This window comes from Spirosoma sp. (genome assembly GCF_026391055.1).
Taxonomy (GTDB): Bacteria; Bacteroidota; Bacteroidia; order Cytophagales; family Spirosomataceae; genus Spirosoma.
This window is the reverse complement of sequence record NZ_JAPLET010000026.1, coordinates 955,462-981,124: the sequence shown is the minus strand read 5'-3', so window position 1 is coordinate 981,124 and position 25,663 is coordinate 955,462. Positions and strand designations below refer to the sequence as shown.

Here is a 25,663-nt window from a genome sequence, read left to right as displayed (position 1 = left end):
CTGGATGATGTCGCCGTTGATGAGCCGGGCGTAGGCGGGGGGAATAAGCTCGTTGGCGGGCAGGGGGAGCCGGTCGGCGCCGATGTTGAAGACGCCCCCGAAGCCAGAGATGATGACGCGCTGTCCGTCGGGGTCGGTGGCCGTGACGGGTTGGGTGATGAGGGCCCCTGCCTCCACGCACAGGTCCGGTATCGGCTGGATTAGCGGGCGTTTATTAGGGCTGTCGACGATGAATATCTGCATATCTCGGGTGATTTCGCCGATGAGCACCCCGTTGCGCCATTCCTCAATGATGAAGGCAAAGTTGAACTGACCCACCTGGCCCGGCGAATCCCAGCAGAGTTCGCCGGTGATAGGGTTAATACTGAACGTTGGCGTACCCCCATTTTCACTGGCAGTACTGAATTGCGTTGGGCTCTGATACGAGGGGATATTCCGACCAGTACAGCTATTTTCGGTTGGTGATGTTTTAGGTATACTCAGCCGGTAAGCGAGGCTATCGCCATCGGCATCGAAGGCGGCCGGGTTATGGCAGAACTTCTGGCCCACCCGTCCCGAGTCCAGCGGTGGGTTGAGCATCACTGGGGTCGAATTGGCTAAGAGGGCTGCGTTGATGCTGATTGTCGTGGATACGAAAAAGGGAAGTTGAGCCGATTGACCGGCCGGTGGCAGGTTGAGCGTATTGTTGTTTCGGTTGACAACTGTTATCCCGATGGTGTAGGTGCCGGGGCCGGGGTACGTATGAACCGCTTTGTAGATATTGATGGATGAGGTATTCCGGTTGATAAAAGTTCGCTGGCTACGTTCGACCACCGCCGTTGTACCATCACCAAAGCAGAGGGTATAGCTGTTTGCTGCATCGGCGGCTTGCTTACCGCCGGGAGTTTCGTCGAAGTAGGCCGTAAACGTGATCTCGTAAGTTAACGCGGTTCGGGAAGTTCGTTTGGTGGTGATCTCACCCGCCCGAACATGGGATGCCTGACTCGTTACAGGCTTCAGAATAATACAAAAAAAGAGAAGTGTAGCGCTGAGTAAATAGATAGAACGCATAGATTACTGCCGTTTCATCTAAAACGCCCTACGCAGGAAAAGAGTATAAAGAAAATGAGTGAAGTAAGGGGAATGGGTTGCCAGCCTTACTTCACTCACTATACTTACTAATACAACACCCAGGTGTCCTTGCCGCCACCGCCCTGCGAGGAGTTGACCACGAGGGAGCCTTTGCGCAGGGCTACACGGGTAAGCCCGCCGGGGATAACGTTTACGCCATCGCCATAGAGGATATACGGGCGCAGATCGACATGTCGGCCTTCGGCATGGTCGCCGACGATGCAGGGCACGCGTGACAGTGAAATAGTTGGCTGGGCGATGTAATTACGGGGGTTCTCCTTGATCTTCTGACGGAATAATTCGTGCTCTTCCGATGTCGCTTTTGGGCCGATGAGCATACCGTAGCCACCCGCTTCGTTGGCTTCCTTAACAACCAGCTTTTCAATATTTTCCATAACGTAGGCGCAGTCTTCCTCTTCGCGGCAGATGTACGTCTTCACATTTGGAATGATGGCTTCTTCGCCCATGTAATACTTGATGATGCGGGGCACGTAAGCGTAAATCACTTTATCATCGGCAACACCCGTACCCGGTGCGTTGGCCAGCGCAACACGCCCTTTTTTGTACACTTCAAAAATGCCCGGTACGCCAATCATCGAATCTGGATTGAAGGCTTTGGGGTCTAAAAATGTGTCATCAATACGGCGGTAGATAACATCAACGATCTGGAATCCTTTGGTTGTACGCATTTTCACATAACCACCCGATACCACCAGATCACGGGCTTCAACCAGTTCAACGCCCATCTGCTGCGCCAGATACGAATGCTCGAAATAAGCCGAATTGTAAATGCCGGGTGTTAAAACAACCACCGTTGGGTTGGGCCGGTCGGCAATGTACTGCAACATCTGCAATAGCCGCGTCGGGTAGTCGGAAACCGGCCGAACGCCCGTTTGGGCCAGCACATCGGGGAAAGTCTGTTTGTTGAGTTCGCGGTTTTCGAGCATATACGACACCCCCGACGGGCAGCGGAGGTTATCTTCAAGTACCATCATGGTCCCGTCTTCACCCCGGATCAGGTCGGTACCGGTAATGTGGCACCAGATTCCTTTTGGCGGTTTTACACCTAAACAGCCCGGCAAAAAGGACTTGCTGGATTCGATAAGGTCGCGGGGAACAACGCCGTCGTTGAGAATATTCTGGTCGTTATAGACGTCGTCCAGGAACATATTAATGGCTTTAATACGCTGGATTAGCCCCGCTTCGAGCCGGTCCCACTCGGCCGATTCGATAATTCGGGGGATAATGTCAATGGGCATAATCCGTTCGGTGCCTTCACCTTCCGAGTAGACATTAAAGGTAATGCCCATGCTCATGAGTGCCCGTTCGGCTGCATGCTGTCGCCCGATAAGATCCTCGCGGGTAAGCTGCTCAACGCGCTGCTGGAAAGGAGCATAGCCTGCCCGTACCTGCATCTCACTGGCGAACATCTCATCAAAAAAGTTTTCAGTCTGGTAATCGCTGAACGAAAAATTAGTATTGGCCTGACCCTGTGACTGTGTCATGCCATTGAGTGTTTGCGATTGGGATTGACGGGCGTTTTGTTTTTTCATGGAACAATATATTGTAACGGTACTGAATTGCCAAACAGAATCGGCTTGGTTGGCGGAATGTACAAATAAAGGATTGCAAAAGTAAAGTTCCGAATTTCATTATTTGCCATGGGGCACAAAATCATCGCAGCTGACGTGCCGAAAGTAGCCTATTCTCGGTGTTTTTAAATCTATTTTCCGCCTATGCACCTTTCAAGTGCTTATTCGCCAGTTTAATTAAAATTCGGTTGGCATTGCAACGGTAACCTTAAGAAGGCCGTACAGTGAGAAATGCCGAAAAACGAGCTCGGATATCGTTTAGTTTTCTGTTGTATTTTTAACAAAACCAGCGTATAGCTTTTATGAAAAAACTGCTTGTATTCAGTTTTCTGGCGGCTTTAGCGGTATGCATGAATGCGTGTACCAAAAATGCTGTCGACCCTACATCGACTAATGCGTCTGCCCGTACGGCCGGTGTAACCAGTACCTCGGCTACCGGGCCGCATAGTCTGACCGCCGTAGATATAGCGACGCTGCCAGCCGCCATTACGACGTATATTACAACTACGTATGCGGGTGCAACCGTTAAAGAAGCGTTTAAGGATAGCCAGGGCAACTACGTCGTCGCTATTACCGTGAGCAACTCGGTTAAGCTGCTACTGTTCAATGCTACCGGTACGTTTGTGAAAGCCCTTGACGGTAAACGGGGCCACGCTCCGGGCGATTCGGCACATCATGTACGGGGTGATTCGCTTCGGCACATGCATAAGGATTCAACGCACCATGCACCCGGCGATACGCTCCATCACCCTCGTCCGGAAAAGGGGACAAGTCTCACAACGGTAGCGGTATCGAGTCTGCCAGCGGCTATTATAACGTATATCAATACAAACTACGCCGGGGCTACGATCAATAAAGCCGCTCAGGAGTCAACGAACAATAATTACATCGTCTACATGACAACCGCCGACAACAAGCGGGTTGTTCTGGTCTTTGGGTCGGATGGTACTTTCAAAAGAGCGGTAAAAGGGAAGTAATGAATTATTAATGAGTGGTTTAACGAAAAAAGCTCGCATAAGACGCGGGCTTTTTTCGTTAAATCTTATTAACGGATACGGGCCAGAACGGGGCTGTACGTACTATTGTGCTTTATTAACTACCTAATCAATGTTTATGAAAGCATTACTATGTACCTGCCTGATTCTATTGACGAACTTAACCATTACAAGTGCTCAAACCGAGAAAGGGCGCTGGACTGCTGGCGCCACTGTTGGGAATTTAACGTATAGCAAAAAAGATACATACAGTTCATTTGCAGCTAGTTTAATGCCATCGGCAGGTTACTTCGTAGTAAACAATCTGGAGGCTGGTACAGGGGTCCCCCTTAGTATAAATACAAGTAAATACGCGAGTTATAACGGAGATGCAAGAAATAGCGGTACCTCTATTGGGCTGTCTCCTTACGTGCGCTATTATATTGGAAGTAGTAAACTGAAACCTTTTATTGGTCTGGCGTATGGCTATTCATGGACAAGTATACGCAACCGTGATTCGGGACAGGACATTAAGGGAAAGGGCTTTACATCCACGCTTACCCCAACGGTTGGCGTCGCTTACTTTATCAATCGCTCCGTTGCGTTGAATGCCAGTCTGAATTATATCTCGCAGAAATACAAGACAGCTTACGCCAATTATAACAGCGGTGGTACTCAGATAGAAGTTCCCGTGTCAACAACCAATTACATGAGTCTGGGAATTGGTTTTCAGATCTTTCTGGGTCAGTAAACGAGCGGCCTGAGTGGTGGCAGATTTGAGAACCTGCCACCACTCAGGCCGCTCGTTTACCATAAATAATGAACCGGATTTTTGATGCGCTCGTCGTAGATTTTCTTCACGGCAGCCAGCTGCTCCGCCGACGGGGCCGGGCGGTCAATGGCTTGCAAGTTCGAGCTCAGATGCTCAGGCTTCGAGGCACCGGGAATAATGCAGCTCACCGCATCGAAGGTTAGAATCCAGCGGAGGGCATCGGGTGCCAGATTGGTATCGTCGGGAAAGACGGTTCGTAATTCATTGACAGCGGCCAACCCGGTTTCGTAATCCACCCCCGAAAACGTTTCGCCCTTATCGAAAGCGGCCCCCTGTCGGTTGAAGTTCCGGTGGTCATCGGCCGAAAAGGTCGTGTCGGCGCTGAACTTGCCCGTCAGCAGACCACTTGCCAGCGGCACCCGCACAATAACGCCCACATCGCGCCGGTGCGCTTCGGTAAAGAAAAGCTCCGCCGGGCGTTGCCGGAACATATTGAAGATGATCTGAACGCTGGTCACGTTGGGAAATTCAATGGCTTTCAGTCCTTCTTCCACTTTCTCAACACTGACGCCCATGTTCTGAATTTTTCCTTCGTCCTTCAAGCGGTCGAATAATTCGAAGATTTCGGGCCGGTAAAAAACCTCGGTCGGCGGGCAGTGCAACTGAATCAGATCGAGGGTTTCCAGTCCCATGTTTTGCAGGCTGTCTTCCACGAACTTGCGCAATACATCGGGCTGATAGGCCTCGCTTGTGTGCGGCTGCAAACGACGACCGCATTTGGTGGCTACATAAATCTGTTCGGACCGGGAGCGAACCAGCCGCCCAACGGCTTTTTCGCTTTCGCCATCGCCGTATACATCGGCCGTGTCGATGAAATTGATCCCGGCGTCGACGGCTTCATTGAGTATTCTGTCGGCGTTTTCGTGGCTGAACGGGTCGCCCCATTTGCCGCCAACCTGCCAGGTTCCCAGGCTGATTTCGGAAATGCTAAAGCCCGTTTTTCCGAGTTTTCGGTAATTCATAAATAAGTAAATAGAGTTGGTTTAGGTTCATTCAACCCAAAGGCACGGAGAACACAGAGAGTAGACAACTGAAATTTGATTAGTTAATCTCTGTTCTCCGTGCCTCTGTATTCAGTGATTGTGTGCTTTCTACAAGTTTATACCGAATCGTTCTCCTAATTCTTTCAGGCTTTTTATAACCGGCTCTACAACAGGAATGCCGTTGGCGAGTCGTTCAGCTTCCATCATCCGTTCGGGGTCGCCGGGAATCAATACCTGTTTTCCTTCAACGGCTTTGGCTTGCCGGAATCGCTGAATCCAGGTGTCCATATGCGTTTTAAACTCGTCGGCGGGCCGGAAGGCGTCAATACGCATGGCTCCGAAAAAATGCCCGGTTCCGACACCCACCCCTTCATTGGCCTGCATAAACCCGGCGGTTGCGAACGGCGGAACCCAGGGACCGTAGTTAGCCCCCGACAGCACCCCCGAAAAAATATCGACAATGGCACCCAGCCCGTAGCCTTTGTGGGAGCCGTGTTCGCGGTCGGTGCCGAGTGGCAGGAGTGCCCCGCCATTTCGAATGGCGTTGGCATCGGTAGTGGGTTGACCCTCGGCGTTTTGCGCCCATCCTTCCGGAATATCCTGCCCTTTGCGTTGCAGGATTTCGAGTTTGCCGTAGGCCACGGCCGTAGAGGCAAAGTCGGCCAGAAACGTAGGTTCGGTAGCGGCCGGAATGGCAACGGCAATGGGGTTTGTTCCCAGAAGCTTATCCAGCGAAAACGTAGGGGCTACGAGCGGGGCCGCGTGGGTCATGGCCTGGCCAATCATGTCCTGTTCCGCGGCCAGCAGGGCATGGTACCCGGCAATGCCGAAGTGGTTGGAGTTGCGCACGGCCACCCAGCCGGTGCCGGCAATCCTGGCTTTCTCAATGGCTACCTGCATGGCCCAGGGACCTACGATTAGCCCCAGGCCACGGTCGCCATCAACGACTGCCGTCGACGGGGTTTCATGAACGACGCGCATATGCGGGGTTGGATTGATACGGCCCAGGTCGTACAGGCGGACGTAACCCGGCAAACGGGCGACTCCGTGGGAATCGACGCCCCGCAGGTCGGCACTAACGAGAACATCAGCGGCCAGACGGGCGTCGGTTTCGGAGCAGCCAATGGCGATGAATATTTGTTCGGTAAACGTTCGGAGTTGGTTAGCGGTAATCATGTCTGCAAATTAGCCAACACTTCGCGAACAGGTTAATTTTTTCTAAAAAACGAGCCCACTATCCGTTTTTTCCTGTTATTGACAACAAGTTCACTTATTCACTTTATGAGAGTCAAATTTGGGTGGTTACTAAGTCTGGTTTTTGTTTTTATGGGGCAGTTTGTCGTTGCCCAGCCGCAGGATACGCTCACAACGGAGCAATTGCTGCAACGAAAGGGCCCGGCCTTTGCGGCCCTGATCCGGCCGTCGCGGTACCTGGCTTTAGATGTAAACCATGTGATTGGCGGCTTTCGGCGCTACCGGTTTTTTGTAGGCGATGAACTGCATTTCAAAGCCGGGAATGAGAAATACCGGGAACAATTGTACGATGTAACGGATAGTACCTTTAGCGTGCTGATGGCGAATCAGGTCATGAACCGGGATGAACCCGTAACCTTCCGCTTTGACGATGTGCAGATGGTTTACCTGAATCGACGTATTCCGTTTATCACGGCTGCGGGCACACTCTTTCCCATTGCCGGGGGCGTGTATCTGCTGGCCGATATCGTCAATAACCGGGGCTTTTACAGTAATACATTGCCCGTTGTGGGAACATTGGTTCTGAGCGGGCTTATATTTCATACCATCAGTAATCCGCACATTCGTCTTAACAAAAACAATAAGCTTAAAGTACTTCGAACGTATTGACGAATACGACATACGGGTAAATCAATGCTTTTTGGCCTGTAATGAGGGGCGGACTTGTCAATTGATAGCGACCGTTTTACGTAGGATAGTTTAATCAAAGCGGCCAGTTCTGTGTTCTTTTGACACAAAAGGACAGTGTTTGGTTTTATAAAAACCGCTTTACATTTGCCTTATGCCAACCTCCATCGATACGATACAAGCAGACTGGTCTCAGCACTACGCTGCCCATACGGAAGCCTATCAATCGGGGCGTTCGTCGTTCATCATGAACTTGCTACCCCAAACGGCGATTCAGTTTTCCGTATACCAAACGCTGGAAATCCTGCATAAACGGCTGGGAAACGAGACGCTGCGACGTGCGCTCGATCCGGCAGATACGATTGAGAGCCCGGCTCAGATTTATACCGATGGTACGTGGCTGAAACGCAGTAATATGGTCGGGGTAAACGTTCGGACTCTGGGCTCGTTCTGGAAAATCATCAGTTATGTGATGACCGTACCCGCCAGTCACGACAGTATTCATTTGCTGCCAATCTGGGAGCCGGGCGTGGTCGGGAGTTTGTACGGGATGGTAAGCTGGCAAATTAACCCGGAATTCTTTGACGTCGAATTGGCCCGGTTTGTCCCCGCACTCGACACCGTCGAGAAGCAGCTGAAAGTAGTAACCAACCTGCTCCATGCGTTAGGGCGTACTGTTGGTATGGACGTTATTCCGCACACCGATCGCTTCTCCGAAATGGTACTCACCATGCCCGCCTTGTTTGAGTGGGTACAGCGCGACGAAAAAGGGGGCAAACCTGATACATTGCTCGATCATTCCAGTCTGGTATATCGGTACGCCGAAGAAGCGATCTGGCAATTTCTGAAGTGTATGGGGGCTGCCGATGGAACACCCCTGACCTTTACCAAAGAGGTGTTTTTTTCGACAGACCAGCAAGGGGGGACCGTCACCCTGAGCGATAAGCAACGGCAGCGTATCTTGTTCGGACTGCCCAATGATTACAATGGACGCCTTATCCGACGGCTGGCCCTGATCCGTCACTTGGTTGCCCTGGGGCTGGAGACACTACCCATGACGATGGCACCGCCCTATCGAGGGCTTCATATTAACCCCACTGACTTCGTAGTGGATGATTTTGGCCAGATCTGGTACCAGTATGCGTTCGACCAGCCACAAGAAATGTCGCGGGTGTTTGGCCCTCTGGCGCGGTATCGGTTCTACGAATCGATGGATAATAACCGTAATTGGGAGCTTGATTTCAGCCGACCCAATGTACCCGCCTGGAATTACATCTGCCGCAACGTTCGGGATTGTCAGCAGACATATAATTTCGATTTTATGCGGGGCGACATGGCCCATGTACAGCTTCGGCCGGAGGGTGTGCCTGCCATGCCGGATGCATTTTATGATCCGTTACGGGCTATAAAAAAGTACGTACAGCAAAGCGTACCGCATTATGCATTTTTTGCCGAGACCTTTCTGGCCCCGCCCGATACCATGGGGTATGGCAATGAACTCGACCACCTCGAAGCCATTGAAGCCGACTCAACCCTTGGCGATCTGCAATCAATGGTTGTCGGCTCGCCAACCTTTAAAAAACACTTTGCCGACTATACCGACTACCTGAAGACGCGCCGGTTTGCCCCCAATTTTACGGTTATGACCGCCGATAAGGACGACCCGCGTTTCGATGAGTTTTACCGGACCGGAAATCTGTTCCGGTATTTCACGGCACTCTTCCTGACCGACATGCCGAGCTATGTCGGTCTGGGCTTTGAGGTACGAAATCGGCATGAAGAGCGGGGCGAAAACGAAGAATACTCGAAACTCTACGTATTTCAGATCGAAGACGACCGCCAGCCGGATAAAGTGACGCACGGGCCGTTCGTTTGGGGACAAAACGCCGAACAGTTTGTGGCTATTGGTCGGATGCGTGCCTTTGCTGAAGGTATCTGGCCTGAAATAGCAGGAAAAGAGACGCGTTGGCTGGTAGGTCCTACTGATGGGAAAAACTACCTTATCTGGACACATACCGAGCCAACAGGCTTCACATTTGCCGCAAGTATGACAGGCGATTTGCCAAAATCGGCCTCGGGCCTCGTTGCTGGAGACGTCATTTTTGAGGAACAGGGCTGCCAGGTTTATAGACTCTCCTAGATTGCCAGGATGGTTACTTTTTAGTGTATTTCAGGAAATTAAATCAGTCAACGAAATGGAAGCAATGGTTGATCAACCCGCTCTGACGAATTACGAAATTGAAAGAGATAAACCCATTCCCTTTTTTAATCATGCCATAATTTAGGCTAGAATTTCACAGCAGTTGTTGAATGGTTACGAAAATCAATTTACCATCGGTAGTGAAATGTCGTTGATTAGTACAAATCCACCCACGGTACCTGATTTAAGTATCTTTCCCGAAATACCTATAAACTGGTTACAGGACGAAATTAAGGTAGATCGTGTTTCTCTGACAGTGGTTTAAATTCTATCCCCTTCTCAATCAGTTACAGAATTGATTGAGAAGTCACTTCTGTTTTTTTCCATCGGTGTAAAAGCATACTGGCTTGTACAGCCCATGCTTCGAGTAATCTTTGTGTTGTTGCCCGGCGACGAGGAACTGGTTTTTCATAACGACACGCTGACTGACCCAACCAATGGAATTTCTATTGATCTGAAAAAGGTGTTCCGATAACCGGTTGAATCGTACCTTTACCGTATGAATCGCAACGTACTCGACGGCCTTAATTTTGCTTCCAAGCTAACACCCAAACGCATCGCCAATGCGCTGAAAGTAGTGTACAGCTACTATGAATCACGGCGAACGGGTAAGGCTATGCACCGAGGCTTGCCTATGTCTGTCTCGTTTGAACCGACAACTTCCTGTAATCTTCGTTGCCCCGAATGCCCCAGCGGCCTCCGGTCGTTCACCCGCCCAACTGGTATGCTGGGCGAAGACCTGTACAAACGGACCATCGACGAGCTGCACGATACGCTGCTATACCTGATTTTTTACTTCCAGGGGGAGCCCTACCTGCACCCGCAATTTCTGGAACTGGTTCGCTACGCTACGGACCGAAACATATACACCGCCACCAGTACCAATGCCCACTACCTGACCGATGCCAACGCCCGCAAAACAGTTGAATCGGGACTAGACCGGCTCATCATTTCGATTGACGGTACCACGCAGGAAGTTTACGAGCAGTATCGGGTAGGAGGAAAGCTCGAAAAAGTGCTGGAGGGCACAAAGAATATTATTCGCTGGAAAAAGGAATTGAAATCACGGACGCCCCATGTCGTCTTTCAGTTTCTGGTCGTAAAACCCAACGAACATCAGATTGCCGAGGTGAAAAAATTAGCCCACGAACTGGGTGTCGATGAAGTGGGTCTGAAAACGGCTCAGATTTACGATTACGAGCAAGGCTCCGACCTGATGCCAACCATAGATCAGTACAGCCGCTACGCTCCCCAGGCTGATGGAACCTACCGCATCAAAAACGGCTTTGGCGATCACTGCTGGAAAATGTGGCATTCATGCGTCATTACCTGGGATGGCCTGGTGGTACCCTGCTGCTTCGACAAAGATGCGCATCACCGGCTCGGTGATCTACAGAATCAATCCTTCGCCGATCTCTGGCAAGGCCCTGCCTACACCGACTTCCGGCAAACTCTGCTCCGTTCCCGTTCCGAAATAGAGATGTGCCAAAACTGTACCGAAGGCACCAAGGTATGGGCGTGAGTTAAAGCGTTAAAGCGTGAAAGCGTGAAAGAGCGAAAAGGCCATGTGAGTCGCCCTTTCGCTCTTTTGCTCTTCCACGCTTTCATTTTTGTGGAACATTCCGTGAAACAGTTCTTGCTTTCGTGGAAACTATCCGGCATCTTTGGGTCTGCAACGCACAGACCCATGGGTAAAGTCATTGCTATCGCCAACCAAAAAGGTGGCGTCGGTAAAACTACAACAACAATCAACTTGGCCGCCAGCTTGGCCGCCCTCGAATTTCAGACGCTCATTGTTGACGCTGACCCCCAGGCGAATTCTACGTCCGGGTTAGGGTACAATCCGAAAGAAATTGAGAACAGCATTTACGAATGTATGGTTGAGGGCGTTCGCCCTCAGGACGCTATAATTCAGACGGATTTTCCGAATCTGGATTTGCTGCCATCGCACATCGACCTCGTGGGAGCTGAAATTGAGATGATCAACCTCCAAAATAGGGAGGATAAGATGAAAACGACGCTCGATAGTATTCGGGACGATTACGATTTCATTATCATCGACTGCTCGCCCTCACTCGGCCTGATTACGATTAACAGCCTGACTGCTGCTGATTCGGTTATTATTCCGGTTCAGTGTGAGTATTTCGCACTCGAAGGGTTGGGTAAATTGCTCAACACCATCAAAATTATTCAGTCGCGGCTCAACACGCATCTGGCCATCGAAGGTATTCTGCTGACGATGTACGACCTGCGCGTTCGACTCTCGAATCAGGTGGTTGGTGAAGTAACGAGCCATTTCCAGCAAATGGTTTTCAGCACCATCATTCCGCGCAATATCCGGCTGAGCGAATCGCCCAGCTTCGGCGTACCTGCCCTGGCGCAGGACGCTGACAGCAAAGGGGCCGTCAGTTACCTGAATCTGGCCCGAGAAATTCTGATCAAGAACGGCATGATGCCGCAAGAAGCTTAAATCAAGTATGTATGATGTATGGTGTATGCTATAGGATGACCTGATCCGACGCTCTTGTCCTATAGTATACACCATACATCATACATTATACATACTTGTCTTATGGACAACACCAAAGCACCGAGTAAGAAGATGATAGGATTGGGCCGCGGCTTGGGTGCCTTGTTGCACGACAGCGAATCGGTTAGCCGGCAGACTAAACCTTCACCGTTTGAGTCGATTAGCACAATGACCGAGATCAGCGTCACGCTGATCGAGACAAACCCTTTTCAGCCCCGAACCCGCTTTGATGAAGAAGCGCTACAGGAACTAGCCGACTCTATTCGGACGCAAGGCATTATTCAGCCGATTACCGTTCGGCAACTGGGTAAAGAGCGCTACCAGCTTATTGCCGGTGAACGGCGTTTGCAGGCGTCTAAAATAGCGGGCCTGACCCACATTCCGGCCTATGTTCGAACGGCCAATGACCAGCAGATGCTGGAAATGGCCTTGATCGAAAACATTCAGCGCGAAAACCTGAATGCCATAGAAATTGCCCTCAGCTATCAGCGACTCATTACAGAGTGTAGCCTGAAGCAAGAGGAACTGGGTGAGCGTGTCGGGAAAAACCGGACAACGGTTAACAACTACATTCGACTACTGAAGTTGCCCCCCGTTATTCAGGCATCGTTGCGGGATAATAAAATTTCGATGGGCCACGCCCGGGCTATTATCAACATCGAAAATCCGGATGCGCAAATTCGTCTCTTTACCAGAGCTGTCGATGAAGAGTGGTCGGTTCGGAAAGTAGAGGAGGCCGTTCGGAATCTATCCGATGAGAGCCAGGAAACGGTAAGTACCCGGCGGGTTACGCTGCCCAAGCAGGAAATGCGCAGCCTTCAGTTTAAGCTATCATCGCTGTTCGGCACCCGCGTATCGATCAAAGCGGACGAGAAGCACAAGGGCGAAATCAAAATTCCATTCACCTCGCAGGAGGAATTAACCAAAATTCTGGAAGTATTGAACTCGCAGAGTTAAACTCATAAATGTAACCGTGTTAAATTACCTTAAACCGGTGAATGAGTGGCCCGAAGAAAGGAGAGTGAGTCGTTTGGTAAGCATGAGACTTTTCAGCTTACTTACTGTCTGCCTGTTCAGTGTGTCCTTTGCAACATCCTTTGCCCAGCGTCCGGCTATAACCCCCGCTCCAACGCCGGCAGCCACCGATTCGACTCGGCAAATCCGGTCTGCTGCCGATACAATTCCAACTACGATCCGACGTAATGGGATTCCTATTCAGGTGGGCCGGTCGGTGCTGACGGCGGATGATTCGGCTTCGCTGGATAACCCGGACACTGTCCGCGTATCGGCAAGTCAGGAAGCGAAAATACACAAGATTATTCCGAAGAAAGCCACTATTCGCTCCCTGATGCTGCCCGGTCTGGGTCAGGCGTATAACCGTCAGTATTACAAGATACCGTTTATTTATGCTGGTTTTGGCGTAATGGGGTATCTGTTTGTCAAATACCGGGGATTGGCCAAAGATGCTGCCACTGGTTATGGGCGCCTTCTTTACGGCGATAAAGCAACGGATGCGTTTTTCAACATAGGCGACGGTTTTTCAGCCAGCCTTGATCCGGCGCTCTATTCAAATCTTCAGGGGGCTGCTACGTTTACGGAAGGGCTGTCTTATAAAGTAGAAGAGGTTACTATCGGCGTCAGCCCATTTTCTGATAAGAAAGTCGTTTTTCGGACATCGGCCAACGCCAAAAATGCCTATGACACCTTCCGGCGTTATCGGGATTTGAACCTACTGTTGTCCGGCCTTTTATGGGCAATTAACATTGTGGAGGCCAATGTAGCGGCCCACTTGAAAACCTTTGATTTAACCGACGACATCTCGATGCGCGTCGAGCCCAATGTGTTACCCGCACCCGGTATCGGTTTTGTTCCGGCAGTACGGGTGGCGTTTTCGTTTAAATAACCTGACACAAAAGTGAATATTCTCTTACTAGGCTACGGCAAAATGGGAAAGACGATCGAGCAGATCGCGCTCGAACGGGGTCACCAGATTGCGGGCCGCATTGATGCTGATAACTACGCCGATTTAGCGAATCTCGAACCCGACGATGTAGATGTTGTCATAGAATTCAGTTCGCCCGAATCGGCCGCCGAAAACATTACCTATTGCCTGGAACGGAACTGGCCGGTTGTGTGCGGCACCACGGGTTGGCTCAACCGTCGACCAGCCATCGAAGCCCTTTGTGAGCGTACCAAAGGTGCTTTCTTCTATGCATCCAACTACAGCATTGGCGTCAACCTGTTTTTCCGGCTGAATAAAGTGCTGGCTCAGTTTATGCGGAATTACCCGTCCTATCATGTGTCGATGACGGAAATCCATCATACCGAAAAGAAAGACGCTCCCAGCGGAACCGCCATCACCCTGGCCGAAGGGGTCATGGAGCAGTTGCCTACCAAACAGCGTTGGGTAAGTAATGAACCCGGTAAAGAACCCGTGCCAGTTGGCGAGGATGCCATTGAGATCGAGTCACTTCGGGAAGGTACGGTGCCCGGCACTCATACAGTTCGGTATGAATCGGACGTTGACCGTATTGAAATTAAGCACGTAGCGCATAGTCGGCAGGGCTTTGCTCTTGGGGCTGTTATAGCCGCTGAGTGGCTGGTTGGCCGTGAAGGCATATTCGGAATGGACGACCTGTTGGGGAATTAAACCGGATGAATGATGAACGGCTATATAAAACCAGTTCATCTTCGTAATTTCGTATTTAGTCACGGTATTTCGATAACCTGTTTGGTCTTTATCACCCCTTGGGTGACCCTGTCATAATTTATCATTAGTATACATGTCTGAAGTAAAAACGAAGGCCGAAACAAGACCGGCTAAAGCTAGAAAATCGCCCATTCGTGAGTGGTTCGATTCCGTTCTGTTCGCTGTTGTAGCGGCTACACTCATTCGGTGGTTATTTATGGAAGCGTTTACGATTCCAACCCCGTCGATGGAAAACAGCCTGATGGTGGGCGATTTTCTGTTTGTAAGCAAGCTGCATTATGGTACTCGCACACCCCGTACACCCTTGCAGGTGCCGTTGACACACCAGAAAATATGGGGGACGAACATACCCTCTTATAGCACTGCCATTCAGTTGCCATCGTATCGGTTGCCGGGCTTTACGCACGTTAAGAATGGCGATGTGGTTGTGTTCAACGTGCCGCCCAAATACCTGAATGATAATATTGACTATCCCGTCGATCTGAAAACCAACTACATCAAGCGGTGTATTGGTATTCCGGGTGATGTGCTGGAGGTTCGGCAACGGGCTGTATTTGTAAACGGCAAACCGGTTCCGGCGCCACCCCGCTCTGAACAGAAGTACTTCATCAAAACGACCGAAGTTCTGGACGCGACGTTCTTCCGGAAGTATGACATCGTCAACGACTACCGCGACCCGAGCCAGCCGACCGAAAACTGGAAACCACTGGAACAGTACAACGATTCGACGAAAACATCCACGATGGTTGGCTATAGTGTCAACACGACTGAAGACGTTATTGCTAAGTTTAAAGGATTCGACTTTGTAAAAGGTATCGAGCCCATGACCGAAAAGCCCGGCGAAATGGCCCCTATGATTTATGGAACGCCTACTTTCAAGTGGAATCATGACAACTTTGGGCCGATCACTATCCCGAAGAAGGGGGCAACAATTCAAATTAATGAACAGACAATTGCTCTCTACGGACCGGTTATTGAACTGTATGAAGGAAATGAAAAAGTAGAGGTAGCGCCAAAGGAAATAAAAATTGGTGGCCAGCCGATTAACACGTATACTTTCAAACAGGATTACTATTTCATGATGGGCGATAACCGCGACAACTCGCTCGACTCGCGTTTCTGGGGTTTTGTCCCCGAAGATCATATCGTGGGTAAAGCCGTATTTGTCTGGATGTCGCTCGACCCCAATCCGGCCAACGCCTGGAATAAAATCCGCTGGAACCGGTTGTTCAGAACGATCGATTAATGTCTGAACTTAAAAGGCGGCCCTACAGGGCCGCCTTTTAAGTTCAGATTACCATTCCACCGGCGGCAGCCCTTTACTTTCCAAATAAGCGTTAGCCTGGCTGAAGTGCTTATTGCCAAACCAACCTCCGTAGTTGGCCGCCATGGGTGACGGGTGTTTGGCTTTTAGAATTAAATGTTTTTTGCCGTCGATCACGGCTCCTTTCTTTTGGGCGAAAGCGCCCCAGAGCATAAAAACGACATGCTCTTTCTCCTCCGAAATTAGTTTAATAACGGCATCGGTAAATGTTTCCCAGCCTTTGCCCTGGTGTGACCCCGCCTGACCCGCGCGAACGGTGAGCGTGGCATTCAGTAACATAACCCCCTGGCTGGCCCAACGCTCCAGATTACCTGATTTAGGGATGGGCTTGCCCAAATCGTCCTGAATTTCCTTAAAAATATTAATTAAGGACGGAGGTTTGGTGATGCCATCGGCAACCGAGAATGCCAGACCGTTGGCCTGCCCTTCGCCATGATAGGGGTCCTGCCCCAGAATAACGACGCGGGTATCGTCGAAACTACACTTGTTAAAGGCGTTGAACATCAACGAGCCTGGCGGAAATACGCGCTGGGTGCTGTACTCGTGTCGTAGAAATTGGGCAAGTTCACTGAAATAAGGTTTATCAAATTCGGGCTGTAACCGATTTCGCCAGGATTCGGCAATAGATACATTCATGTAGGGAACTGATAAGGGTGATTCGGCATTATACGCCTACAAACGCCAAAAACCCCTTTACAAAAATTTTTTAAGAGTGGTTCTTGCGTAACAAAACTAATCAACTTAATTTTCGTTCTAAGGTTGCAAAACGACACTAATATTTATGGTTTCGTCAGTCACAGAAGGCGTGAAAGTTAGCGTGAAGACTGAGTATCAGGCTGATTACTCTAGTCCACTCCAGGCGCATTACGTGTTTACCTACCGGATTACCATCGAAAATGCGAGCGACTACACCATTCAGTTGCTCCGGCGTCATTGGTTGATTTTTGATTCCAATGGTACCGTTCGGGAAGTAGAGGGGGAGGGCGTTGTTGGACTGCAACCGGTACTCGAACCGGGTGAAGTCCACGAATATGTATCGGGCTGTAATCTACGGTCGAGCATTGGTAAAATGGCAGGAACGTATCTTGTCGAACGAATTATTGACGGTAAACAGCTTCGGGTTAGTATCCCTGAGTTCACGATGGTGGTGCCGTATAAACTGAACTGATTTTTGTTACTTGCTTATTTCCGGTATTTAAGTCGCGCCCGCGACGAACATTCGCTTCATTCTCCATTTCTCTTTTCTCTTTACGTTCAGGTAATCCGGGCAAAAACCGGGTCAAGAGCGCTGTTTGCCCCAATACGGGCGCTCAGAAAAGAACTTCGTAAAAGTCGTCAGCTCATTACAATCGCCGATTTAGGAGCGGGGTCCAAAGTGAATCCATCCCGGCAACGAACCATTGGCGATATTGCCCGGAACTCCCAGAAGCCGGCGCGTTTCGGTCGGCTCCTGTTTCGGCTGATTCGGCGCTTCGAGTCGAAAGTCGTGGTTGATCTGGGCACATCGCTCGGCATGACAACGGCTTATCTGGCCGAAGCTACTAAACCGTATGGTGGCCAGGTGCTGACGTTTGAAGGTTGCCCGGAAACGGCAGCAGTAGCCCGGCAAAATTTCGAACGGTTGGCTATCCGGAATGTAGGCGTAATTGTAGGCAATCTGGATGAAACGCTGCTGCCCGCTATCGCCGGACTGCCTCCCGTTGATTTTGTCTTTTTCGATGCAAACCATCGGTATGAACCAACGGTACGCTATTTCGAAACCTGCCTGACCAATATTCACAATGATACCATATTCGTTTTCGACGATATACACTGGTCGGACGAAATGGAGCAGGCATGGGCTTACCTTAAGGCGCATAAAGCCGTTAGTGTAACGGTTGATTTGTTTTGGGTGGGCCTGGTATTCTTTCGGAAGGAACAGCCAAAACAGGATTTCGTTCTTCGGTTTTGACGAAGTAACCACAAATTACGTTACCTTTCCGAAGGTATTTTTGTTGGATATACTATATGAACTTCCTGACTTATAGCCGTTTGGCTTTAACTATTGGCGTTTCAGCCCTGTTGTTGCATATGGTGTCTTGTAGTAAAGACACTACCGAGTCATTAGTGCCAACGGAAACATCTTCGTTTGATCTTATTCAGCAAAAAATTCTGACGCCTTCCTGCGCTACGTCGGGCTGCCACTTATCAGATAAAGATGCTGCGTACTTTCAGCATGGGCTGGTATTGGTAGAAGGTGTTGCTTATCAGAACCTGGTAGGCGTTGATCCAAAAAACAGTAGTGCAAAGGCCGACGGACTCAAGCGAGTGAAAGCGTATGCTTCACTGGAGAGCTTGCTTTATCACAAGATCACAACAACCGCCAGCCATCATAGTGGTAAACAATACGGCAATCCAATGCCGTTGGGTGGTATCTCACTATCTGACGGGCAGGTTGAGTTCGTGCGTCGCTGGATTGATGCCGGAGCGCCCAAAACGGGCACTATTGCAGATGCTGCCTTATTAAGTGATAAAACCATTACAGAAGTGGCTTATGAGCCGCTGGCTGTACCAGCGACCGGAACGGGTTTTCAAATGGCCGTCCCCTCATTCGACATACAGCCGAATTTTGAACGGGAGCTGTTCACTCGAAAAATGCTGGGTAACACCCAGGATGTGTACGTGAATCGCTATGAGACCAAAATGCAGAGTGGAAGCCACCACTTTGTTGCCTACGATTTCCGGAACAAAACGTCGTTACCCAACTTAAACGATATCCGCGATCTACGTAATCCGGATAACTCCCTGAACATCCTCACGGCGCTTACGATGTCGAACCATGTGTATCTGGCGGGCTCGCAGGCACAATATCAGGATTATGTGTTTCCCGAGGGGATGGCTTTACTTATTCCGGCGGGGGCTTCATTCGATCTTAACTCACACTTCGTTAATAAAACAGCGGCAGTACGGAAAGGCGAGGCTCAGATTAATCTGTACACGGTCGATAAATCGAAGGTCAAAAACATTGTTCAGACACTTGACCTTAGTAATACTAGCCTGTCACTTCCCGCCAATACTCGGGTGACGCTTACCAAAACGTTTACCTTCAGCAAGCCACGGAAGGTGCTTACCCTCACGTCGCATATGCACAAACTGGGCGAGAAATTCGTGATTAAAATTGTTGGGGGCGCCCGCAACGGCGAGATCGTTTACACCTCCACCGACTGGGAAAACCCCGAGATCATCACCTTCAAAATCCCCATCGACCTACAGAAAGGGGAGGGGCTGATGTCCGAAATAACTTACAACAATACAACCAATAAAGCCGTCAGCTTCGGCCTGACCAGCGAAGATGAAATGGGCATCATTTTCGGGTATTATTATGAATAATAAAAGTTAGTAAGTTCTAAAGTGAAAAAGTGGCTGACGCGAGTGTTTTATACCTGCGTCAGCCACTTTTTCACTTTAGAACTTACTATTTCTTGTGCTTACCGTGCTACTTCAATATTAACCCGGCGACCTTTGATGGTATTGCCTTCCATAGCGTCGACAACGCGGTTGGCTACATCTTTCGGAACGTCGACATAGGTGAACTTGTCGAAGATGTCGATGCTGCCGATGCTGTTGCCCGGAATGTTGGCTTCACCGGCAATGGCACCTACGATGTCGCCCGGACGGACGAAATCTTTGCGGCCAATGCTCACCATCAGGCGGGTCATGTTTGCTTCGCGCTCGCGGGGAACACGCTGATCGTCGCGGTCGAAATAAGGTTTACCTGCGCCCGACCGATCCCGGTCGTTGAAACGTGGACGGTCACCACCGTCATTTCGGCGGTCGCCAAAGCGGGACGGTCCGTCGTTACGGGCACCCCGATCGCCACCCTCACGGCGGTCACCGAAACGGGAGCTGTTGCCCCGCTCATCGCGGTCGCCAAAGCGTGACCCGCCCCGACGATCTTCGAAGCGGCCACCGCCTTCACCCCGACCACGGTCGGCGTATTTGTCGCGGCCATTCCGGCGATCATCTTCCAGATTGAGGTTCTGATCAGCAAATTCGTTCTTTTCCAGACCCATGCTGCGTTTTACCAGCGCGGCTACAATCTGCTCGGTCGAGAAACCGGCGTGGTTAAGCTGCGTTAGTAAATCGTCATACAGGTTCAGGTCTTTACTTTCCTGAATCGTCTGTTGCAATTGCTCGATGAAACGGGCTTTGCGAACACCAACGATGTCTTCGAAGGAAGGAATAACACCTTTCTCAACCTTAACTTTTGTATAGGTCTGGATTTCGCGGAAGCGGTATTTCTCATCGCGGCCTACGAACGAGAACGCCCGGCCCGATTTACCCGCACGGCCTGTCCGGCCAATCCGGTGTACATAATATTCTTCGTCGAGGGGAATATCGAAGTTAATAACCGCGTCGACATCGTCAACGTCAATACCACGAGCGGCAACGTCAGTAGCAACCAGGATGTTGGTTGTACCAGCGCGGAATTTGCTCATGACGTTGTTCCGTTGTGCCTGGCGCAGATCGCCGTGCAACCCTTCGGCCTGGTAGCCCCGGATTTGCAGGTCTTCAACGATTTCGTCGACTTTACGCTTTGTATTACAGAATACCAGCAGCAGTTTCAGGTCGTACATGTCGATCAGACGGCACATCACTTCAACTTTTGCTTTCGATTTCACTTCAAAGTAAACCTGCTCGATGTTTACGTTCGTCAGTTCTTTCTTGACGACTTTCACCAGCACAGGATCTTTCTGGAACTTCTGGGTGATCTGCATGATCGGCTTCGACATCGTCGCCGAGAACAGGATCGTTTGCCGCTCTTCGGGCATTTCTTCCAGAATGCTCTCAATATCTTCACGGAAGCCCATGTCCAGCATCTCATCCGCTTCGTCAAGAATCATCATCTTAACGTTATTGAGCTTGAGGGTATTCCGCTCCATGTGGTCCATTACACGACCGGGTGTACCGATCACGATATGCACACCGCTTTTGAGTGACCGGATCTGGCGCTCAATGGAGTCACCACCATAGATGGCTTCGATACGGATACCACGTTTGTATTTAGCCAGTTTTTTGATCTCTTCGGCTACCTGCAACGCCAGTTCTCGCGTTGGGCAAAGGATAAGCGTTTGCACCGAGCGATCCTGAACATCGATCAGGTCGAGTGCAGGGATACCAAAGGCGGCCGTTTTACCGGTACCCGTCTGGGCCTGTCCGATTACATCGCGACCGTCCAGAATAGGCGGAATCGCTTCGGCCTGGATGGGCGATGGGCTAACAAAGCCCATGTCCGTAACGGCCTGTAATACTTCGGCTGAAATGGCCAGACTGGAGAATAAAATCTGATTGGGGTCAACCTTGGGCGTTGTTACGTCTGCTACAGGCGTAGTCGAAGCTGCTGCTTTAGGTTCTTCAACGTGTGTGAGGGGCTCATCGGCCACGATGACGACTTTATCGGCCACACCTTCCGCAACGATTTCGGCTGCGGTATCGTCAAAACCGGCTTCAACGGCTGGTTTTGCTACTTTCTTTTTGGGAACCTTAGCTGTTTTAGCTTCGGTAGTTGCCGAATCAGCAGGAGCGACCGCGCTGGCGGCCATTTCCGTGGCTATTTTTTCAATGTCCAGGAAGTCATCCTGATCGGCTGATTTAGTTGTTTTCGTTTTCATTAATTGGAAATGATTAAATAAAATGAATCATCCAAACGAAGACGAGTATGTGCCAGTGAACGGCGCGATAATGCGAGAATTGCCCAACGAACCAAGCTGCCCCAACGACCCAACAGGACCATCACCCCGTACCTCTTCAAGGGGGATAAAGACAACGACCGGATCTACCGGTACGACCATTTGACGATTAGCCCACGCGCAAGAGAATTCACTCCGAGTGCCCCACTCGGGAGCGTCCACACAGAAACCCATCCTGTACATCCGTACATAAGCTCTGTCAGACCTAACTCAACACGTAAAAAAGGAGAGAAACAGAGACGCGAACGGATGTCGCTTGTAAAATCTGGTGCAAAAGTACAAATAATTTTATTGAAAAGCAAGGGGTCTTCTATTAATATTGTATTTATCTGAGAAGCGACCGGGCACGTTCGCTTGTTTCTCAGATATAATTGACTTTTATCAATAGTAGCCTATGACACCTGCTGCCGGGAAATACATTATTCTTATCGGAGCCGTAATCGTACTGGTTGGTATACTGATCTACTTCTTCGGCGATAAGCTGCATTGGCTGGGGCGTCTGCCCGGCGATATCCGCATTGACGGGAAAGACGGTGGCGGATTCTATTTCCCTATTGTGACCTGCATTGTGGTGAGTATCGTCCTGAATCTTCTTATCGTCCTGATCCGTCGTTTTTTCGGGTAGTTGCCTTGTTGGAGTCGGGGGGGTGATTTTCTTCGCTATAAGTTAACTTGTTCAAGTAAAAAACCTCCCGCTGAACAGCTGATACGTTTTTTGTGGCAGCTATTTTCTGAAAGCCACAGGCTATGAAGTGCCGGTCGTACCAGGCCATCAGATTATCCTGGGCCGAGAACGTCACTTTTTCATTTTCGGCGTTGGTCTTGAGCTTAAATTTCTCGGTTTCTTTTACCACTTTATTCTCCTGGATGACCTCTGTATTGATTTCGCCATCGTTGGGATAGGCCAACACCATTTTATCGTTCTGCTGAGAGACCTGTACCATTTCCGTTAGTTCTGTACTAAGCAGTTCCTTAATCGGGAAGCAGTTGTCCCATAAGAGCTTCCCCTGTTTGTCGAAGCCGCAAATGAAGGCATGGGTGTATCGAAAGCCTTCGTAACGGTCGGCTCCGCGCAGGTAACCGCCATAGGCAAGCGTGCTGCCCCGGTATTGTGGGTAATACACTTCGGCAACGAGCGTGAGGCCGTTGGGAGTGGGCTTCAGGTCATGAACCAGCAGTCGGTAGCGGAATTTATAGTCTTTGCCCTCTTCCTTCATTTTCTGAGCCTTCGCCAGCAGCTTTTGCTGCCGGTGGGGTTTCAGGTAGTTGAAAAAGTTTTGGAGCTGCGAAAACTCGATGTATTGAATGTCGTTGACTGTCTCTGTAGTCGATACGATTCCCCCCTCGCCATGATGGATACGCGCTACGTAGATTCCCTGCGAGTAGGGTGTGCAATCCGTGGAGTAATTGCCGACCAGAATAGACTCCTGCTGATTGACGGGCAGCAACTTTCCCGAGATGAGACTGTTCTTAGCACCATCGAAGTCGAGAGTTCGCATAAGTTTACTGTCGTAATTATACGTTCGGATCGAAAACTTGCAATGACGTCGGAGGGAATGAACCAGCACGTTAACTTCATGCCGGGCTTCGTCGATTTCGAGGCTACTAATTTCCGTTCGGTTCGCATACAGGCCGGGCAGTACCTTTACGGTTCGGTCGAAGAACGAGAACGACATAACAACCGGGCGGCCGTGGTGAAAGCCACTTACATATGCCTGGCTACCCATCACCTTGAACTCGTGCACATCCAGTTGATCAATAAGCTTACCTTCAAAAGTCTCAATCACGCCATCATCAAGGTGCAGCCGTAGAAACTGGTACTGGCTACCGTCGTATTCCCGAAAGAGGTGGTAAACATACTGGTCGGACTCATAAGTAGTGATTGGCTTGTATTTAATATCCTGCTTGAATTCGGTATGCCAGACGGGTTTAAGGTTAATGTCGTACTTCTGGAAGTTCAGTTTGATCGGTGCGTTATCCGTAAAATTGCCGGTCCGAATCGTCATCAATACACCGCGTTCTGACAGGGGGGTTACATCAAATGATTCAGCTTCATTTGGGTCAGATGGAATCTCAATTCGCATGGATTGCGCCAATTGTGCCCATGCAGGTCGAAAACTGACGACCAGAAGAAATAGACAGGCTATGGATAAAGTATGGCGCATGAAACTGAATTTAGGGCTGTTTGGCCTCCGGGTGGTAGGCTTTTACGAAGTTACTCAGAATATGTAACAAAAATCATACCTTCCATTCCAGACATTGATGAGGCCCAGGTTATAAACGAATCAGAACTGCCAGTGGTTTTCGGCTGGTTTTTATGACGATGTATTTGTTCTGCCATACCAAGATCTGCCATACCTCAGAGCGGGCAGAAGAAGAGGGTTTTCACAGGTTTAAGGGGTTAGTTTACAGGACTAAAATTGGTGGGAAAAGTGTTCTTTAGGAAAATATTAATTAGTCGATCAGCCAAGATGCCTATTCGTAAGATTAGTATTTTTTTTACAATATCCCCAACTTTACCACCTGAAGTTAAATAGGTTAGCCGTCCTCTTTTTCGGTAAACTATTTCTTGAACGAATCCAAAATAAATCCCAATTATGAGTGAAGTAGCCACCCGTTTTGCTCCCGGTGTTGTGACCGGCGAAGGCGTTACCGAAATTTTCCGTCACGCCAACGAAAATGATTACGCCCTTCCCGCCGTCAATGTTGTTGGCACGGACTCCGTCAACGCCGTACTGGAAACAGCAAAAGCGGTTAACTCTCCGGTAATCGTTCAGTTCTCGAACGGTGGAGGTATTTTTTACGCCGGTAAGTCTCTGCCGAACGATAAGCAACAGGCGGCCATTGCTGGGTCTATCTCAGGCGCTTTGCACGTTCATCACATCGCTGAACTGTATGGCGTACCTGTTATTCTGCATACCGACCATTGCGCGAAGAAACTGCTTCCCTGGATTGATGGTCTACTGACCGCTGGTGAAAAGCATTTTGACCAAACGGGCAAGCCGCTGTACTCGTCGCACATGCTCGACCTGTCGGAAGAGCCGATTGAAGAGAACATCGAAATCTGCTCGAAATACTTTGAGCGCATGGCCAAAATCGGCATGACGCTCGAAATCGAATTAGGCGTAACGGGTGGCGAAGAAGATGGCGTCGATAACACAGACGTTGACGATTCAAAACTGTACACGCAGCCTTCTGAAGTGGCTTATGCCTATGAAGAACTGAGCAAAATTTCGCCGAACTTCACGATTGCCGCTGCTTTCGGTAACGTACACGGTGTATATAAGCCCGGTAATGTGAAGCTGTCGCCGATCATTCTGGACAACTCGCAGAAATACATTCAGGAGCATTACAACACGGGGCCGCTGCCAGTGAATTTCGTATTCCATGGTGGATCGGGTTCGAGCCGCGAAGAAATCCGGGAAGCTATCCGCTACGGTGCCGTGAAAATGAATCTTGATACCGACATGCAGTGGGCCATGTGGGAAGGTATCCTGAAATACTATAAGTCGAAAGAAGGCTATCTGCAATCGCAGTTGGGTAACCCCGAAGGCGCCGATTCGCCAAACAAAAAATACTACGATCCACGCGTGTGGCTACGTAAAGGCGAAGAAAGCATGGTTCAGCGCCTGAAAATTGCGTTCGAAGATTTGAACTGCATCAACCGGCTGGCCTAGTCAGTTTTGGTTTAGTGTTTACAGGGGTGTCGGGTTAATTAACCCGACACCTTTTTTATGCCATTTTCAGTCGAAACCAGGCTTAGAGATCAGACGGTTTCATGAAGGGACAGTGCTGGCA

At 50.0% G+C, this 25,663-nt stretch carries 21 protein-coding genes and 1 pseudogene; 15 read left to right on the top strand and 7 right to left on the bottom strand.

Going from position 1 to position 25,663, the window contains the following annotated elements:
- Positions 1 to 1,050, bottom strand: a pseudogene (locus tag NT073_RS27535) (gliding motility-associated C-terminal domain-containing protein); the annotation flags it as partial.
- A 107-nt stretch (positions 1,051 to 1,157) separates the two neighbouring features.
- The gene (locus NT073_RS27530; RefSeq protein WP_297380245.1) at positions 1,158 to 2,663 is read right to left on the bottom strand and encodes a circularly permuted type 2 ATP-grasp protein; all 1,506 of its coding nucleotides are present in this window, start codon (positions 2,661 to 2,663) and stop codon (positions 1,158 to 1,160) included.
- A 341-nt stretch (positions 2,664 to 3,004) separates the two neighbouring features.
- Between NT073_RS27530 and NT073_RS27525 the strand changes: the two genes are divergently transcribed.
- Entirely contained in the window at positions 3,005 to 3,679 is a 675-nt protein-coding gene (locus NT073_RS27525) for a PepSY-like domain-containing protein (protein WP_297380242.1), read from the top strand.
- Positions 3,680 to 3,815: 136 nt separating this feature from the next.
- Entirely contained in the window at positions 3,816 to 4,427 is a 612-nt protein-coding gene (locus NT073_RS27520; RefSeq protein WP_297380239.1) for an outer membrane beta-barrel protein, read from the top strand.
- A 56-nt stretch (positions 4,428 to 4,483) separates the two neighbouring features.
- Here the strand turns inward: NT073_RS27520 and NT073_RS27515 are convergent, their stop codons facing one another.
- On the bottom strand, positions 4,484 to 5,470 hold the full coding sequence (locus tag NT073_RS27515) for an aldo/keto reductase (RefSeq protein ID WP_297380236.1): 987 nt from the start codon (positions 5,468 to 5,470) through the stop codon (positions 4,484 to 4,486).
- Positions 5,471 to 5,599: 129 nt separating this feature from the next.
- Positions 5,600 to 6,667 carry an Ldh family oxidoreductase gene (locus NT073_RS27510; protein ID WP_297380234.1) on the bottom strand — a complete coding sequence of 356 codons (1,068 nt, stop codon included), beginning with the start codon at positions 6,665 to 6,667 and terminating at the stop codon, positions 5,600 to 5,602.
- A gap of 105 nt (positions 6,668 to 6,772) precedes the next feature.
- On the opposite strand from NT073_RS27510, the gene NT073_RS27505 reads away from it, so the two are divergent.
- The 8 genes from NT073_RS27505 (at position 6,773) to lepB (ending at position 16,058) form a co-directional block, all read left to right on the top strand.
- On the top strand, positions 6,773 to 7,354 hold the full coding sequence (locus NT073_RS27505) for a hypothetical protein (protein ID WP_297380232.1): 582 nt from the start codon (positions 6,773 to 6,775) through the stop codon (positions 7,352 to 7,354).
- A 172-nt stretch (positions 7,355 to 7,526) separates the two neighbouring features.
- On the top strand, positions 7,527 to 9,512 hold the full coding sequence (locus NT073_RS27500) for a hypothetical protein (protein WP_297380228.1): 1,986 nt from the start codon (positions 7,527 to 7,529) through the stop codon (positions 9,510 to 9,512).
- A 559-nt stretch (positions 9,513 to 10,071) separates the two neighbouring features.
- Entirely contained in the window at positions 10,072 to 11,094 is a 1,023-nt protein-coding gene (locus NT073_RS27490; RefSeq protein ID WP_297380225.1) for an SPASM domain-containing protein, read from the top strand.
- 165 nt (positions 11,095 to 11,259) lie between these two features.
- Entirely contained in the window at positions 11,260 to 12,042 is a 783-nt protein-coding gene (locus tag NT073_RS27485; RefSeq protein WP_041615784.1) for an AAA family ATPase, read from the top strand.
- A gap of 102 nt (positions 12,043 to 12,144) precedes the next feature.
- Positions 12,145 to 13,059 carry a ParB/RepB/Spo0J family partition protein gene (locus NT073_RS27480; RefSeq protein WP_097123977.1) on the top strand — a complete coding sequence of 305 codons (915 nt, stop codon included), beginning with the start codon at positions 12,145 to 12,147 and terminating at the stop codon, positions 13,057 to 13,059.
- An 82-nt stretch (positions 13,060 to 13,141) separates the two neighbouring features.
- Complete coding sequence (locus tag NT073_RS27475) at positions 13,142 to 14,005, top strand: DUF5683 domain-containing protein (protein WP_297380222.1); 864 nt, start codon at positions 13,142 to 13,144, stop codon at positions 14,003 to 14,005.
- Between the two features lie 12 nt (positions 14,006 to 14,017).
- Positions 14,018 to 14,752 (top strand): 4-hydroxy-tetrahydrodipicolinate reductase, encoded by a 735-nt coding sequence (dapB, locus tag NT073_RS27470; protein ID WP_297380220.1) that lies wholly within the window; start codon positions 14,018 to 14,020, stop codon positions 14,750 to 14,752.
- A 133-nt stretch (positions 14,753 to 14,885) separates the two neighbouring features.
- Positions 14,886 to 16,058 carry a signal peptidase I gene (gene lepB, locus NT073_RS27465; protein ID WP_297380217.1) on the top strand — a complete coding sequence of 391 codons (1,173 nt, stop codon included), beginning with the start codon at positions 14,886 to 14,888 and terminating at the stop codon, positions 16,056 to 16,058.
- Between the two features lie 48 nt (positions 16,059 to 16,106).
- On the opposite strand, the gene ung is transcribed toward lepB, so the two are convergent.
- Complete coding sequence (ung, locus tag NT073_RS27460) at positions 16,107 to 16,772, bottom strand: uracil-DNA glycosylase (RefSeq protein ID WP_297380214.1); 666 nt, start codon at positions 16,770 to 16,772, stop codon at positions 16,107 to 16,109.
- Positions 16,773 to 16,917: 145 nt separating this feature from the next.
- Here ung and apaG point away from each other — a divergent pair, with 145 nt between their 5' ends.
- The 3 genes from apaG to NT073_RS27445 are packed head-to-tail and all read left to right on the top strand — an operon-like array spanning position 16,918 to position 19,505.
- Entirely contained in the window at positions 16,918 to 17,304 is a 387-nt protein-coding gene (gene apaG, locus NT073_RS27455) for a Co2+/Mg2+ efflux protein ApaG (RefSeq protein WP_012924864.1), read from the top strand.
- Between the two features lie 3 nt (positions 17,305 to 17,307).
- Positions 17,308 to 18,087 (top strand): class I SAM-dependent methyltransferase, encoded by a 780-nt coding sequence (locus NT073_RS27450; protein WP_297380210.1) that lies wholly within the window; start codon positions 17,308 to 17,310, stop codon positions 18,085 to 18,087.
- A 56-nt stretch (positions 18,088 to 18,143) separates the two neighbouring features.
- Positions 18,144 to 19,505 carry a hypothetical protein gene (locus NT073_RS27445; protein WP_297380207.1) on the top strand — a complete coding sequence of 454 codons (1,362 nt, stop codon included), beginning with the start codon at positions 18,144 to 18,146 and terminating at the stop codon, positions 19,503 to 19,505.
- Between the two features lie 98 nt (positions 19,506 to 19,603).
- On the opposite strand, the gene NT073_RS27440 is transcribed toward NT073_RS27445, so the two are convergent.
- Positions 19,604 to 21,787, bottom strand: coding sequence for a DEAD/DEAH box helicase (locus tag NT073_RS27440; RefSeq protein WP_297380205.1), 2,184 nt, complete (start codon positions 21,785 to 21,787; stop codon positions 19,604 to 19,606).
- Between the two features lie 472 nt (positions 21,788 to 22,259).
- Between NT073_RS27440 and NT073_RS27435 the strand changes: the two genes are divergently transcribed.
- Positions 22,260 to 22,490: a DUF2905 domain-containing protein gene (locus NT073_RS27435; protein WP_297380203.1), complete on the top strand. Its 231-nt coding sequence runs from the start codon at positions 22,260 to 22,262 to the stop codon at positions 22,488 to 22,490.
- Here NT073_RS27435 and NT073_RS27430 read toward each other — a convergent pair.
- A complete protein-coding gene (locus tag NT073_RS27430) occupies positions 22,459 to 24,030 on the bottom strand; it encodes a hypothetical protein (protein WP_297380201.1) in 1,572 nt (523 codons plus the stop codon). The genes NT073_RS27435 and NT073_RS27430 overlap by 32 nt on opposite strands.
- 432 nt (positions 24,031 to 24,462) lie before the next feature.
- Between NT073_RS27430 and fbaA the strand changes: the two genes are divergently transcribed.
- The gene (gene fbaA / locus NT073_RS27425) at positions 24,463 to 25,542 is read left to right on the top strand and encodes a class II fructose-bisphosphate aldolase (RefSeq protein ID WP_097123988.1); all 1,080 of its coding nucleotides are present in this window, start codon (positions 24,463 to 24,465) and stop codon (positions 25,540 to 25,542) included.
- Positions 25,543 to 25,663: the final 121 nt, after the last annotated feature.

Excerpts from the sequence above, each read along its gene's own strand:
- NT073_RS27440 (WP_297380205.1), bottom strand. The coding sequence starts at position 21,787 with ATGAAAACGAAAACAACTAAATCAGCCGATCAGGATGACTTCCTGGAC.
- NT073_RS27445 (WP_297380207.1), top strand. The coding sequence starts at position 18,144 with ATGAACTTCCTGACTTATAGCCGTTTGGCTTTAACTATTGGCGTTTCA.
- NT073_RS27510 (WP_297380234.1), bottom strand. The coding sequence starts at position 6,667 with ATGATTACCGCTAACCAACTCCGAACGTTTACCGAACAAATATTCATC.
- NT073_RS27530 (WP_297380245.1), bottom strand. The coding sequence starts at position 2,663 with ATGAAAAAACAAAACGCCCGTCAATCCCAATCGCAAACACTCAATGGC.
- NT073_RS27485 (WP_041615784.1), top strand. The coding sequence starts at position 11,260 with ATGGGTAAAGTCATTGCTATCGCCAACCAAAAAGGTGGCGTCGGTAAA.
- ung (WP_297380214.1), bottom strand. The coding sequence starts at position 16,772 with ATGAATGTATCTATTGCCGAATCCTGGCGAAATCGGTTACAGCCCGAA.
- NT073_RS27430 (WP_297380201.1), bottom strand. The coding sequence starts at position 24,030 with ATGCGCCATACTTTATCCATAGCCTGTCTATTTCTTCTGGTCGTCAGT.
- NT073_RS27525 (WP_297380242.1), top strand. The coding sequence starts at position 3,005 with ATGAAAAAACTGCTTGTATTCAGTTTTCTGGCGGCTTTAGCGGTATGC.
- apaG (WP_012924864.1), top strand. The coding sequence starts at position 16,918 with ATGGTTTCGTCAGTCACAGAAGGCGTGAAAGTTAGCGTGAAGACTGAG.
- NT073_RS27475 (WP_297380222.1), top strand. The coding sequence starts at position 13,142 with ATGAGACTTTTCAGCTTACTTACTGTCTGCCTGTTCAGTGTGTCCTTT.
- NT073_RS27520 (WP_297380239.1), top strand. The coding sequence starts at position 3,816 with ATGAAAGCATTACTATGTACCTGCCTGATTCTATTGACGAACTTAACC.
- NT073_RS27480 (WP_097123977.1), top strand. The coding sequence starts at position 12,145 with ATGGACAACACCAAAGCACCGAGTAAGAAGATGATAGGATTGGGCCGC.
- NT073_RS27490 (WP_297380225.1), top strand. The coding sequence starts at position 10,072 with ATGAATCGCAACGTACTCGACGGCCTTAATTTTGCTTCCAAGCTAACA.
- NT073_RS27435 (WP_297380203.1), top strand. The coding sequence starts at position 22,260 with ATGACACCTGCTGCCGGGAAATACATTATTCTTATCGGAGCCGTAATC.
- fbaA (WP_097123988.1), top strand. The coding sequence starts at position 24,463 with ATGAGTGAAGTAGCCACCCGTTTTGCTCCCGGTGTTGTGACCGGCGAA.
- NT073_RS27500 (WP_297380228.1), top strand. The coding sequence starts at position 7,527 with ATGCCAACCTCCATCGATACGATACAAGCAGACTGGTCTCAGCACTAC.
- lepB (WP_297380217.1), top strand. The coding sequence starts at position 14,886 with ATGTCTGAAGTAAAAACGAAGGCCGAAACAAGACCGGCTAAAGCTAGA.
- NT073_RS27515 (WP_297380236.1), bottom strand. The coding sequence starts at position 5,470 with ATGAATTACCGAAAACTCGGAAAAACGGGCTTTAGCATTTCCGAAATC.
- NT073_RS27505 (WP_297380232.1), top strand. The coding sequence starts at position 6,773 with ATGAGAGTCAAATTTGGGTGGTTACTAAGTCTGGTTTTTGTTTTTATG.